We start from the raw sequence: 12,812 nt of genomic DNA, 5'->3' as shown, positions 1-12,812 counted from the left end.
CTAAATGACTACATCAATCGAACTACCTAGTGGCAAAATCTTGAATATTACTCGTTTTATTGCACTGCTTCCAGTTAGCAATAATGGCGATAGTAGTTATCAATTGATTTTAGAAGGATATCCCCATCCTATTGATTTAGAATTCTTGGATGCTCAGGCTGTAAAAAAACTGTTGCAACTAGATAAAGACAATACAGTTAGCAATCATCAATCAGGATGGGATAAAGAAGAACAAATTCGGAAAAATCAACGCCCTATGGAACTGTTAGCTAAACTTATGGAAGAACATAAAAATATGTCTGATACTGAATCATTACAGCGACAAGAATTATTTGAACGATTTAAAAAAATTGTTGATGCGCAAAGACTTCCCGGACAAAAATTATATTCAGAATCATGATAGTTTTTATCGATTCAGGCGTGCTAGGGATTCTCGCTAACCCATATAAAACTGGTGAAGTCAGTGATTGTGAAGAATGGCTTTACAAGTTACTTTCTCGTGGAATTAATGTTTGTTCTTCTGAATTGTGTGATTATGAGATTAGAAGAAGTTTGATTTTAACATACCAAAAGCAACCTCAACTTCCTGTTATTGAGAACTTAGACAAACTTCGAGAAATTATAAATTTCTTACCCATAACTTCAGAATTACTGAAAAAAGCATCTGTACTTTGGGCTACTGCGCGTAGTCAAGGTATTCCTATAGCAGATGACAAAAGTCTTGATGTGGATATAATTATTTGTAGCCACTGGCAAATGTTAACAGAAGAATTTCCTGGTCGTTATGTTGCGATCGCTACTACTAACGTGAAACATTTAAGCCGCTTTACCGAGGCAAAACTCTGGAGAGATATCAGCCTATAAACGTAATTTTTGCACAATCTAGAACAGTTATCTAGTAAATCCGACGATGAAGATGGAGTTTTCACTTTCGCTTCAGTTAAACTTCGTCCATTTTGAAACCTGGAGTAGTGATGGCTCTCTAGTCCGCTACGAAGATTAGGGAGCAAGATGCTCCCACTACTTAACTATTCACCAAGAATTCAAAACCCAAAAAATAATTTTGAATTTTGAATTTTGAATTTTGAATTTTCTAAGGTGTTCCCACAGCACCAGAGTAAATTAAACCCCGTTGCATATCCAAAGTTAAAATTGCTCCATCTCTAATGACTTTTGTTGCTTCTTTGACACCTACAATTACTGGTACGCCAAGACGCAAGCCAATGATAGCTGCATGACTGGTTAGGCTTTCGTCTTCTGTAATAATTCCCGATGCTTTGCGAATTGCTTCAACAAAATCGGCAGTGGTGCGAGAAGCAACTAAAATATCTCCAGGATTAAAGTTACTCACATCCAGACCTTTATGAGCGACTCTAGCACGACCGCTAACACAGCCTTGTCCTAGTCCAATTCCCTGACCGAGAATTGCCGTCACTACTTCCACTTTAATTAAATCGGTTGAGCCGGAAACCCCTTGGAGTGTACCAGCTGTCATCACCACCAAATCGCCTTCTGTTAAGAGTTTATTTTCTTGAGCCACATTAATTGCAGCTTGGAAAGTTTGACCAGTTGAGGGTAATTCTAAAACTAATAGCGGCTTGACTCCCCACACCATTTGCAACTGTCGCGCCACATTTACATGGGGTGTAATTGCCAAAATTGGTGTCTGGGGACGGAATTTAGAGACGTTTCGGGCGGTTGCACCAGTTTGGGTTAAGGTCATAATGGCTGCTGCACCCAACTGTTCGGCAATTTGTCCCACAGCTTGGCTAATGGCGTTGGGAATGGAACGTCTGGTATCTCTCAACAAACGATTAGCGTTTTGTCGTTCTTCCTGTTCGATGCGCTCGGCAATCCTAGCCATAGTTGCTACCGCTTCCACTGGGTAACTACCTACGGCAGTTTCATTGGAAAGCATGACTGCATCTGTACCATCCAAAATCGCGTTTGCTACATCGGATACTTCGGCGCGAGTGGGACGAGGATTACTCACCATGCTGTCTAGCATTTGCGTGGCGGTGATGATGGGAATCCCTAAACGATTGGCTGTAGCAATTAGCCGCTTTTGCAGTACTGGTACGTCTTCGGCTGGCAGTTCCACCCCTAAATCGCCTCTAGCTACCATGACGCCATCACACAAAGCTAAAACGGCTTCCATTTGCTCAATGGCTTCGTGTTTTTCGATTTTGGCAACTACCGGTACATTCTTCCCGGTGCTGGAAATCAATTCTTTAATTTCCATGATGTCCTGGGGATTGCGCACAAAGGACAGCGCTACCCAATCTACACCCTGATCGAGACCAAACATTAGATCCTCGCGGTCTTTGTCGGTCATGGCTTTGATCGAAAGGTAAACTCCGGGGAAGTTAACGCCTTTATTGTTAGAAAGTTTACCAGCTACGGTAACGCGACAATGCAAATCGCCTTTATCGCGGTTAATTTCCTCGACTACCATTTCTACTCGTCCATCATCGAGGAGAATTTTGGCACCTACGGGGACTTCGTCGGCTAGATAATCGTAGGTTACACAGCTAATTTCTTGTGTACCGATAATTGGGCGATTGGTCAAGGTAAAGCGATCGCCTTTTGCTAAAACTATAGACCCATTTTCAAACCGCCCCAAGCGAATTTTTGGCCCTTGCAAATCTTGGAGAATTGCCACTGGCTGATTTAGTTCAAAAGCGGTTTGCCGAATTAAGCGGATACTGCGTTGATGGTCGTCATGACTTCCGTGGGAGAAGTTTAACCTGAGTGTGGTTGCACCCGCTTCAATAATCGCTTTGAGCATTTCTGGACTGCTAGTGGCAGGCCCAATAGTAGCAACAATTTTGGTGCGGCGTAGAGAATCTCTTAATTGCATAGGGGCTGATTCTAGGATCTATCTAGGAAACCATCGTAAATTAAGGGGCAGTTTTATTTCCGTCACTGCTATATCAATCAAGATGACAGCAGCGCACAAGGGGAATAAAGGCTAGTACAGCAGGGTATAAAACTAGAGATTAGGGGCTAGGGATTTTCCCTTGTAATCGCTGTCATGGAATAGTATATTCATGACGCCAAGCTGTATTAGGGCTACAAAGCAGTGGGATAGACTTGTTATCGTACACCATAGTTGGTTCAATCAATGCCTGAGGCGATCGCCTGACTTTGCCATTCTCAGGTATTTTTCAACTCCAATTGCTCACAAATACTCAAGTCTAGTTGGCAATCATAGCTTGATTTATTGACACCATTGGCAATGTGGTTAGGACAATTTGCGATACAAAAATTTATAAAAGTTTATTATTTACTAATATTTATCGTATATTCGTAATATTTGAGAGAGTAAGGAGTTCATAATGCTCACGTCGGAGGCAAAGAAGCCACTGACAATCCCGCCTAAGGAATTTTTAGCGCCTCCAGGTGATTTTAACCCAACAATGCTGCTATTTTTTACCGCAGTCACCATGCTAGTTTTATCTAACTTTGGTTACTGGCTGTGGCAATGGCCGCACTGGCTATGCTTTAGTATTAATACCTTAGCTTTGCATTGTTCGGGGACAGTAATTCACGATGCCTGTCATCAAGCTGCCCATCGCAATAAAATTATTAACGCGATGTTAGGGCATGGTAGTGCGCTGATCCTGGCTTTTGCTTTTCCAGTATTTACGCGAGTTCATTTGCAACATCACGCTCACGTAAATCATCCCAAAGACGATCCAGATCATTATGTCTCCACAGGCGGGCCGTTGTGGCTAATTGCAGTCAGGTTTTTGTACCATGAAGTATTTTTCTTTCAGAGGCGACTGTGGCGTAACTACGAACTACTAGAATGGTTTATCAGCCGTTTAATAGTCGTTACAATTGTTTATATTTCCGTTCAGTATCACTTTTTAGGCTACATTCTCAATTTCTGGTTTATCCCAGCATTTATTGTGGGTATAGCATTGGGATTATTCTTTGATTATCTACCCCATCGTCCCTTTGTCGAGCGCGATCGCTGGAAAAATGCTCGCGTCTATCCTAACCCCATTCTCAATATCCTAATTTTGGGACAAAATTATCACCTAATTCATCATTTATGGCCTTCAATTCCCTGGTATAACTATCAGCCTACCTACCATTTGATGAAACCTCTGTTAGATGAAAAAGGCTGTTATCAAACTTCAGGATTATTACAAAAGAAAGATTTTTTTGAGTTTGTTTACGACATATTTTTAGGAATTAGGTTTCATCACCATAAATCAACGGAAAATTAACCAATAATAGCAGAAAGCTCTTAACTATTAACTTAGTTAGGAGCTTTCTAGGTTTTAGCTTACTGGGTGGTTATTTATAATGTGTTAGCAGTAGAGATACAATAAATTATTATCTATTGGGTTGTTGTGGAGGCAAACCATGAATCGCGAACCCTATCCAACCGAATTAGCAAATAACTCAAAAACTAAAATTTGGATATGGACGGCTCTTGGGTTGATGATTACTAACTTTGTTGTTGTGGGGATTGTAGCGTTCTTGATTCATAGAGATAGCGTGCAACCTAATCTTCAAGCACCAACAACTCAACAAAGACAATCATAATCAGGTTTCAAGGCGATTCGTTTGGCATTTGTAGGCGTAAATCTTGAATTTGGGGAGTAGGAGCTACTATTTGTACAGACCAGTAGCTAACAATCATTAAAACTAAACCAGAAAATACGCCTACTGCTAACCCAATCAGCAAAGCAGGCTTTTGTGGAGCCGCAATAGTACTATTGTTCGTTTGGCTAGTATAATTATTTGGCACTAATGAAACATCTTGAGATTCTTCACTTTGCTCGGAAAGTTTGGTAGATGGTAATAGAGTGTCTGCTAGTGTAATATTCTTGGATTCTTTGGCTAAGGATGCTAATTCCTGAAGCTGAAAAAATTGGTTAGCTTCATTTTCAGCTAAAGGTTTTGATTCTTGAAATTTAATGTTACCCGAATCTTGCTGAAGGTTATGAAAATTATTTAGGGCTAGTAATGCATTTAATGCTTCTTTTGCCGATTTATATCTATCTTGAAAGTGATAGCGCACCATTTTATTTAGTACTGCGGCTAATCCATGACTTACTTGTGCTGATTGTTGCCAAATAATTTCACCTGTATGGGAATCTTCTGATAATTGTGTTGGATGTATCCCCGTTAGTGCTTGAATACCAATCATACCCAAAGCATAAATATCGCTATTGAGCCTTGGTTTACCTCGCTGTTGCTCGTTGGGCATATAGCCAGGGGTACCGATCGCAATAGTAGTATATTGTTCAATAGGTGTAATAATTGCTGTTTGATCTTGACCTCTAATTAAGTGATTCCAAATTGGCTTGACAGCACCAAAATCTATTAAAACTAAGCGATTATCTTGCTGGCGTCTAATAATATTGTGGGGTTTCACATCTCGATGAATTAGCCCGTGACTGTGGACAAAATTCAGGATAGTTAAAATCTCATACAAGAGTTGAAAAACCTGAGTTTCTGTCCAGCATTTTCCCGGCGCTAGTTCTGCACTCAGAGGATGTCCTTCGATAAATTCTTGTACTAAATAGAACTCAAGATTTTCTTCAAAACTACTTAAAAGATTAGGTACTAGGTCATAGTTACTGAGTTTTTTCAGTGCTTCTACTTCTCTAGTAAATAACCGTCTGCGTATTTCTAAGGGAATTGAATATTTACTACTAGGTAAAAAATGTTTAACAACGCGGTAAGGATAACTGGGAAAGTAGGTGTCTTGAGCCTTGTAGGTTTGACAAAACGCTCCTTGGCTCAAAACTTCCACAACCTGATAGCGATCGCCTAGTAACTTGCTGCTGAACATGTTACGGTTTTTGTAAAGGCTGCAATTAAGTAAGATTACTTAAACAATTTATATATAGTCATGAATATAAAGTTTTCTTCAAGAAGCTAACCGTAATTGAGCGCAAGTCTTATCTAATCTTGATGAAGATTGCATTTAGTATCTACTAAAAAATTAGAGAATTAATTAAATAAGCATTTGCCTCAAAGATTAACCTGTTTATTGATTCTATCTTACTGAACACTCACTCATATTACAGGAAGATACTAAAGATGACTAATGATAGCAGTAAGCGTGTTCCCCTGAGTCAAGACGCTGTGCAAATGATTAGAGGTCTAATTATTGGCGAATTGGTGACAGTTGCAATCATTGGTGGACTTTGGTTATGGTTGAGACCACGCCTACAAGTTGATAATGGTGCTTTGGCTGCTAAAAATAGCGGTACAGTCAATAGTTCTGCTGTTGCTACTTCTAACTTTAATACAGTCAAAAATATTCCCATTGGTTCATTTAACTACGGTGGTAGCACCGCCTGGGCACCCATCAGACAATTAGTAGATTCGCAAATCCAGGTGTTTCGTCCGGAGCTACAGTTGCGTTACGTTAATCCTGAAAATGCTAGTCCTGGTTCTGGGTCTGGTATTCGGATGCTACTTGAGGGAAAATTAGATTTTACCCAATCTTCTCGTCCCCTGACTGCTGAAGAAAAAAATTTAGCCCAGCAGCGAGGTTTTGTCCTAGAAGAACGTCAAGTGGGAATTGATGGGGTAGCCGTAGTAGTTAACCCAGGGCTGAAAGTTTCTGGCTTGACTGTCGAGCAATTGCAACAAATTTATGCAGGAAAAATTACTAACTGGAAGCAGGTAGGGGGTGAGGATCTTCCGATTACTCCTTTGTCGCAATTTCCCGAAAATGCCGATGTGGTTTTAACTTCTGGTAAGCAAGTTTTAGATCGGCAGTCTCTTGGTGCTAACGTACAGTATGTTTACTCCACCACAGAAGCATTACGCCGACTCAAGCAAACCCCTGGGGGAGTATATTACGCTTCAGCTAGGGGTGTAGTACATCAATGTTCAGTTAAACCTCTACCTTTAGGCTTAACTAGCGCAGAGTTAATTCCCCCCTACCGCGAACCTTTTGTCAGCGCCAATGATTGTCCGCAAAAACGCAATCAACTGAATACAGAAGCGATCGCCAATGGTAAGTATCCCATAACTTCTAAATTATTTGTGGTGATTAAGCAGAACCAGGGTAAGGAACAACAAGTTGGCGAAGCTTATCTAAGACTTTTAGCAACTGCTCAGGGACAACAGGCGATTGAGCAAGCTGGGTTAATTCCCGAAAGAAGTCAGCAGCCAGTTGCGAGGGGCGAAGTAAAGTAAAAAACAAGCAGGATGAATATTACAGCAGTTACGCAAAAATTACCAGAAACCTTAATTTATTGAACCGCCTTCTCTGCGAGAGGCTTCCGCCAACGCGTAGCGTCTCGCAGAGAAGACGCCAAGACGCCAAGAAGTTGTAGAGTTTGCGTAAGCCCCATATTATACAGAGATTGCTGAATTTTTTCGTACAATTACTGTCGCACTACTAGCCCTTTTGACTAAAAAGGGAGATAAAATTTGATTTTCTACTGTTTTACCTTGAAATAAATCTAATAACATCGTCATTGCTACCTCACCCATTTCTGACATGCGTTGGCTAACTGTGGTGAGTGGTGGGGTAATATAACTAGCGAGAGCAATGTTATCAAATCCTACTAAACTTAAATCTTGCGGTACGGAAATACCTAGTTCTTTACAAGCTAAAAGCGCGCCAACTGCGACCATATCGTTGTAGCAAAAAATGCCCGTGACTCCAGCTGCAACTAGTTGAGATAGCATTTTTTTACCGATATCAATATCGTTAATTGTTTCCTGATCTCGATGAAAAATTGCAACCCAATCAGGATTTTGTGGTAAACCTGCTTGATTTAGCGCCATTTTATATCCTTCGAGGCGCTGCTGTTCGGCTTTGCTTCCATCGCCTACACCTAGATAGCCAATTGCATTGTGTCCCAGTTTGATTAAATGTTCTACGGCTAAACTACCACCTAAGCGATCGTCGATCGCAACTGAGTGAAATATGTCGTCTTTGTCTTCTGTGTCGATGTTAATTAAAACCGTTGGTACGGTAAATGGGGTTAACTGCTGGGTGTAGTGTTTACTAATACGGGAGTCGGCGATTAAAATTCCGTCTACTCGGCGATAGTGAAAATTCTCAATTGCAGCGATTTCTTGCTCAAAATCTCCATGTGAAGCACTTAATAAGAGATTTAAACCGGCTTGTTTCGCAACTTGTTCAATTCCTTCTACCAATTCGCCAAAAAAAGGATCGGCGATAGAGGTGACAACTACCCCAACTGTATAAGTACGTTGATTCTGTAAACTTTGAGCGATCGCATTTGGAACATAATTCATTTCCTGCGCTAGTTTTTTAATTTCCTCCCGCACCTTGGCGCTAATTAAAGGACTGTCTCGTAAAGCGCGGGAAACTGTAGAGTGCGAAACGCCTGCTTGACGCGCAATATCTTCAATGGAAATTTTTCGCTTACTCATCTTTACAACATTGTTGGAGGTGACGTAATTAAACTTAACATGGTTTTTATGCACAGGTGTGCAAAAATAAAAATCAGCAGTTATGCACACCTGTGCATGAAGTCTAACCAACAAGATGTTTAACAAAAATTAAAATAACCAAACCCTAGTTTAAGCCTTTCGATGGTGATGACTTTTAAAATTTACGTTTAATGTGAAAGACATCTAGAAAACCTTGTATTTTCCTGGGTATACCCTAAATATTGGGGACAAATCTCGAAACCCTTATGAGATAAAAGGCGTTTCTAATTCATAGCAAGCGTGATTTATATTCTGCTGATTTTTGTTGAATTTAAATGCGTTATAGGATTAGATGAATGTGAAAAAAATTCCTTTGACTTCAGGTGTGGCAGCTACTTTATTAAGTATTGTTAGCGGTACGCTGGTTAGCTGCACAAACGTATCTCCTAATAGTGATACAGCAACTAATACTGATACCACTAATACAAAAAACGTTACTGATACAAGTACGCAGACTAATCAGAGCGATCGCAATCGCAAATTACGTTCTGTTGGCGTAACTTTAGGCGATTTAAGCAATCCTTTCTTCGTAGTCATGGCTAAAGGTGCGGAGAAAGAAGCGCAAAAAATTGGTGGTAATGATGTCAAAGTCACTGTAGTTTCTAGCGGCTATGACTTAAATCAGCAATTTAATCAAATAGAAAATTTTGTGGCGGCGAATACTGACTTGATTGTTCTCAATGCTGCTGATAGTAAAGGTATCAGACCAGCTGTGGAGCAAGCCAGAAAAGCAGGGACAATTGTGATTGCAGTAGATACACCTGTAGAAGCAGAAGTAGATGCTACAGTTACTACTAATAACGTGCAAGCTGGAGAAATTAGCTGTCAATATATTGCCGATCGCCTCAAAGGTAAAGGCAATGTTGTGATAGTTAACGGGCCGCCAGTAACTTCAGTCATTCAGCGCGTGGATGGTTGCTTAAAAGTGTTAGCTAAATATCCCAATATCAAACTACTTTCTAAAGACCAAAACGCAGAAGGTAGCCGCGATGGGGGATTGAGAGTAATGAGCGATTTGCTAGTAACTTTCCCCAAAATTGATGCTGTCTTTGCCATCAACGATCCTAGTGGTGTGGGTGTAGATTTAGCTGCTAACCAAGCCAAACGCAGAGACTTTTTTATTGTGGGAGTTGACGGCGCACCCGAAGCCTTAGAAGCGATCGCTACTAAAGATAGCCTCTATGCAGCCACAGCTACGCAAAACCCCAGAGGGATGACTGTAAAAGCAGTTCAAGTAGGTAACGATATCTTGAATGGCAAAAAACCAGCATCACCAAACATTTTGATACCCGCCAAGTTGATTACCAAAGAGAACGTGAGTAAATCGACTGGGTGGTAGGGAAAAATTCAAAATTCAAAATTCAAAATTCAAAATTCAAAATTATTTTTGAATTTTGACAGCAACTCGGTATTTACGACTGATTATTTATGACAACAAATATTGAAAGAGATTTTTCTCCACCCGCGACGGCTAGCCCTGTCTTAGAAATGCGCGGGATTGCTAAAAGATTTCATGGTGTTCCGGCTTTGCAAGGTGTGAATTTGACTATTTATCCGGGAGAAGTTCACGCCTTGATGGGTGAGAATGGTGCTGGTAAAAGCACTTTGATGAAAATCCTGGCTGGGGCTTATATTGCTGATGAAGGCGAGATTTGGATTAATGGTAAAGCAGTGAAAATTACCGATCCGGGTACAGCCAGACAAGCCGGAATTAATCTGATTTATCAGGAATTGAACGTTGCACCCAATTTAACTGTTACCGAAAACATGTTTATGGGTAGCGAGTTGCAAAAAGGTCAATTTTTAGACCGTAAAGGTATGGAACTCGAAGCCCAGCGCGTGTTAGATAGCTTGGGGGCGAGTTTTGCACCTACAGATATTGTCGGTACTTTGGCGATCGCGGAACAGCAGCAAGTAGAAATTGCGAGGGCGCTGAAAGATAACAGCCGGATTTTGGTGATGGATGAACCAACAGCCGCTTTATCTGACAGAGAGACTGAACGGTTGTTTGAGGTAATTCGCAAACTGCGCAACGATGGCATTGCCATTATCTATATTAGTCACCGCATGGAAGAAATCTATGCCTTGGCTGACCGGATTAGTGTGCTGCGGGATGGTCAATATATTGGGAGTTTGACGCGGGACGAAATTACGCCTCAGCGCTTAGTACAGATGATGGTTGGTCGTTCGATGCAGGACTTTTACGAACATCAACGCCAAACCAATCCCGGCGCGGTGGTGCTGGAAGTGAGAAATATTAGCGATGGGCGCAAAGTTAAACCCGCCAGCTTTCAACTGCGTGCAGGGGAAATTCTCGGATTGTCTGGGTTAGTGGGTGCGGGAAGGACAGAGGTATCTCGGTTAATTTTTGGAGCCGATCGCAAAGTTAGCGGTGAAGTATTTCTCAACGGTAAAAAAGTCGAAATTAATTCTCCCAGTGATGCGATCGCTGTGGGTATTGGCTATGTCCCAGAAGATCGCAAAGACCAAGGTTTATTTCTAGAAATGAGTTCCCGCAAGAATATTGGCCTTAATAGACTCAAGCAAGATGCTAAAAGTGGCATTGTTAATTGGGCTTCAGTCAATAAGATTGCTGCGGATGCAGTGGAAAACTTTCATATCCGGCTGGCTAATTTAGAAATTCGCGCCGTGGATCTTTCCGGGGGGAATCAGCAAAAACTCCTGCTAGCCAGGTGGTTGGCGATTAATCCCAGAGTCTTGATGCTAGATGAACCGACCAGGGGCGTAGATATCGGTGCTAAAAGCGAAATTTACCGGATTATCAGCGATTTAGCCGCCCAAGGGGTTGCAATTCTTATGGTTTCCAGCGAACTACCAGAAATTGTGGGAATGAGCGATCGCGTTTTAGTTATGCGCGAAGGGGAGTTAGTCGGCGAACTAGACGACAGTCCCGGTAAAGAAATTAGCCAAGAAAAAATTATGCATTATGCAACAGGAGCATCGGAGGTACTAGCATCATGAGTCAAACCTTAAGACCAGTCAACAGAAGACCAAGCGAGAATTCCCAACGCCAGCGCAAATCCATCAACAATTTACTGCAAGTTGCCGGGATTTTACCGATTTTGGTAATCATCTGCATTCTATTTGCGCTGCTGAGTCCTAATTTTATGACAGCCGGTAACGCCGTCAACATCTTGCGTCAGGCTTCAATTAATATTGTCCTGGCAACGGGGATGACTTTTGTGATTCTCACCGGAGGTATTGACCTTTCCGTCGGCTCAATTTTGGCTGTTTCTGCCGTAGTTGCGGTATTAGTATCTCTACTACCGGCGTTAGGTTGGCTAGCTGTTCCTGCGGCTTTAGTCACCGGATTGCTGTTAGGTTTGCTCAACGGTGCGTTAATTACCTTTTTAGATGTACCACCATTTATTGTCACCTTGGGTTCCTTAACTGCCCTACGTGGTGCAGCATTCTTAGTTGCTAATGGTACAACAGTAATTAACCGGAATATCAACTTTGCTTGGATAGGTAATAGCTATGTCGGCCCCCTTCCCTGGCTAGTAATCATTGCTTTATTGACTGTGGCTGTGAGTTGGTTTGTACTGAGACAAACAGTATTAGGTGTACAAATTTACGCCGTAGGTGGTAACGAAAGAGCCGCCAGATTAACAGGTATCAAAGTCAATCGCGTCATGCTGTTTGTTTATGGCGTGAGTGGATTACTAGCAGGTTTAGCCGGAATTATGAGCGCCAGCCGTCTGTATAGTGCCACCGGTATGTTAGGACAGGGTTATGAACTAGATGCGATCGCGGCTGTCATTCTCGGTGGAACCAGCTTTACAGGCGGTATTGGTACAATTGGCGGTACACTTCTCGGTGCATTAATTATTGCTGTACTCAACAATGGTTTAACCCTGTTGAATATGTCTTACTTCTGGCAATTAGTTGTCAAAGGTTTGGTAATTATTGCCGCAGTTATGATTGATAGATTGCGCAGACGTTCTCGACGATAAAACTAATTGAAGGGATGAATAGTTATCTGTTTAACTCTTCTTCCCTTCTGTGTTTATCTCAACATTTTAGGACTTATACCAATTTAATATGAAGGTGCAGAAAATTACCTTTTTTAAACGCAAAGGTACGCTAAGGTTAACGCAAAGGTGCGCAGAGTTTTTTAGCCTACAATAACGAAGTGTCACACACGCTATACATACTAACTTGTTTTAAGTATAGCTGTAGCCAGATAGATTAGAACATCAAGCTAAGATAAAACACTGCCAATACAAGGCTTTCAAGTCAGTCAACGGTCAACAGTCAACAGTTAACATTTAACAGCTATATTTGCCAACACAAATCAAATAAAAACATCATCAATACAAGATTATTCCTTGCATATTGGCAAG

At 41.3% G+C, this 12,812-nt stretch carries 11 protein-coding genes; 8 read left to right on the top strand and 3 right to left on the bottom strand.

The window, feature by feature from the left end; genetic code table 11:
• Positions 1-4: 4 nt before the first annotated feature.
• Both H6G08_RS25035 and H6G08_RS25030 read left to right on the top strand, forming a co-directional pair.
• Positions 5-400: a hypothetical protein gene (locus H6G08_RS25035; protein WP_190547933.1), complete on the top strand. Its 396-nt coding sequence runs from the start codon at positions 5-7 to the stop codon at positions 398-400.
• Positions 397-864, top strand: a complete 468-nt coding sequence (locus tag H6G08_RS25030) for a PIN domain-containing protein (protein ID WP_190547931.1) — start codon at positions 397-399, stop codon at positions 862-864. The genes H6G08_RS25035 and H6G08_RS25030 overlap by 4 nt, the downstream gene beginning before the upstream one ends.
• A gap of 229 nt (positions 865-1,093) precedes the next feature.
• Here the strand turns inward: H6G08_RS25030 and pyk are convergent, their stop codons facing one another.
• A complete protein-coding gene (gene pyk / locus H6G08_RS25025; RefSeq protein ID WP_190547929.1) occupies positions 1,094-2,860 on the bottom strand; it encodes a pyruvate kinase in 1,767 nt (588 codons plus the stop codon).
• Between the two features lie 478 nt (positions 2,861-3,338).
• Between pyk and crtR the strand changes: the two genes are divergently transcribed.
• Entirely contained in the window at positions 3,339-4,238 is a 900-nt protein-coding gene (crtR, locus tag H6G08_RS25020; protein ID WP_190547927.1) for a beta-carotene hydroxylase, read from the top strand.
• Between the two features lie 139 nt (positions 4,239-4,377).
• Positions 4,378-4,560, top strand: a complete 183-nt coding sequence (locus H6G08_RS25015; RefSeq protein WP_190547925.1) for a hypothetical protein — start codon at positions 4,378-4,380, stop codon at positions 4,558-4,560.
• 7 nt (positions 4,561-4,567) lie between these two features.
• Here the strand turns inward: H6G08_RS25015 and H6G08_RS25010 are convergent, their stop codons facing one another.
• Positions 4,568-5,815 carry a serine/threonine-protein kinase gene (locus tag H6G08_RS25010; RefSeq protein WP_190547923.1) on the bottom strand — a complete coding sequence of 416 codons (1,248 nt, stop codon included), beginning with the start codon at positions 5,813-5,815 and terminating at the stop codon, positions 4,568-4,570.
• Positions 5,816-6,066: 251 nt separating this feature from the next.
• Between H6G08_RS25010 and H6G08_RS25005 the strand changes: the two genes are divergently transcribed.
• Positions 6,067-7,176, top strand: coding sequence for a substrate-binding domain-containing protein (locus tag H6G08_RS25005; protein WP_190547920.1), 1,110 nt, complete (start codon positions 6,067-6,069; stop codon positions 7,174-7,176).
• Between the two features lie 159 nt (positions 7,177-7,335).
• On the opposite strand, the gene H6G08_RS25000 is transcribed toward H6G08_RS25005, so the two are convergent.
• A complete protein-coding gene (locus tag H6G08_RS25000; RefSeq protein ID WP_190547918.1) occupies positions 7,336-8,388 on the bottom strand; it encodes a LacI family DNA-binding transcriptional regulator in 1,053 nt (350 codons plus the stop codon).
• 352 nt (positions 8,389-8,740) lie between these two features.
• Here H6G08_RS25000 and H6G08_RS24995 point away from each other — a divergent pair, with 352 nt between their 5' ends.
• The 3 genes from H6G08_RS24995 to H6G08_RS24985 all read left to right on the top strand — a co-directional run bounded on the left by H6G08_RS24995 (position 8,741) and on the right by H6G08_RS24985 (position 12,422).
• Positions 8,741-9,787 (top strand): ABC transporter substrate-binding protein, encoded by a 1,047-nt coding sequence (locus H6G08_RS24995; protein ID WP_190547916.1) that lies wholly within the window; start codon positions 8,741-8,743, stop codon positions 9,785-9,787.
• Between the two features lie 89 nt (positions 9,788-9,876).
• On the top strand, positions 9,877-11,430 hold the full coding sequence (locus H6G08_RS24990) for a sugar ABC transporter ATP-binding protein (protein WP_190547914.1): 1,554 nt from the start codon (positions 9,877-9,879) through the stop codon (positions 11,428-11,430).
• Complete coding sequence (locus tag H6G08_RS24985; protein ID WP_190547912.1) at positions 11,427-12,422, top strand: ABC transporter permease subunit; 996 nt, start codon at positions 11,427-11,429, stop codon at positions 12,420-12,422. The genes H6G08_RS24990 and H6G08_RS24985 overlap by 4 nt, the downstream gene beginning before the upstream one ends.
• The last annotated feature ends 390 nt before the right edge of the window (positions 12,423-12,812 follow it).

Source organism: Calothrix anomala FACHB-343, from assembly GCF_014696435.1.
Taxonomy (GTDB): domain Bacteria; phylum Cyanobacteriota; class Cyanobacteriia; order Cyanobacteriales; family Nostocaceae; genus Aulosira; species Aulosira anomala_A.
Note: the sequence above shows the minus strand (reverse complement) of the source record. Positions and strands in the feature narration are given on the sequence as shown.

Excerpts from the sequence above, each read along its gene's own strand:
- pyk (WP_190547929.1), bottom strand. The coding sequence starts at position 2,860 with ATGCAATTAAGAGATTCTCTACGCCGCACCAAAATTGTTGCTACTATT.
- H6G08_RS24995 (WP_190547916.1), top strand. The coding sequence starts at position 8,741 with ATGAATGTGAAAAAAATTCCTTTGACTTCAGGTGTGGCAGCTACTTTA.
- H6G08_RS25010 (WP_190547923.1), bottom strand. The coding sequence starts at position 5,815 with ATGTTCAGCAGCAAGTTACTAGGCGATCGCTATCAGGTTGTGGAAGTT.
- H6G08_RS24990 (WP_190547914.1), top strand. The coding sequence starts at position 9,877 with ATGACAACAAATATTGAAAGAGATTTTTCTCCACCCGCGACGGCTAGC.
- H6G08_RS25035 (WP_190547933.1), top strand. The coding sequence starts at position 5 with ATGACTACATCAATCGAACTACCTAGTGGCAAAATCTTGAATATTACT.
- H6G08_RS24985 (WP_190547912.1), top strand. The coding sequence starts at position 11,427 with ATGAGTCAAACCTTAAGACCAGTCAACAGAAGACCAAGCGAGAATTCC.
- H6G08_RS25000 (WP_190547918.1), bottom strand. The coding sequence starts at position 8,388 with ATGAGTAAGCGAAAAATTTCCATTGAAGATATTGCGCGTCAAGCAGGC.
- H6G08_RS25015 (WP_190547925.1), top strand. The coding sequence starts at position 4,378 with ATGAATCGCGAACCCTATCCAACCGAATTAGCAAATAACTCAAAAACT.
- H6G08_RS25005 (WP_190547920.1), top strand. The coding sequence starts at position 6,067 with ATGACTAATGATAGCAGTAAGCGTGTTCCCCTGAGTCAAGACGCTGTG.
- crtR (WP_190547927.1), top strand. The coding sequence starts at position 3,339 with ATGCTCACGTCGGAGGCAAAGAAGCCACTGACAATCCCGCCTAAGGAA.
- H6G08_RS25030 (WP_190547931.1), top strand. The coding sequence starts at position 397 with ATGATAGTTTTTATCGATTCAGGCGTGCTAGGGATTCTCGCTAACCCA.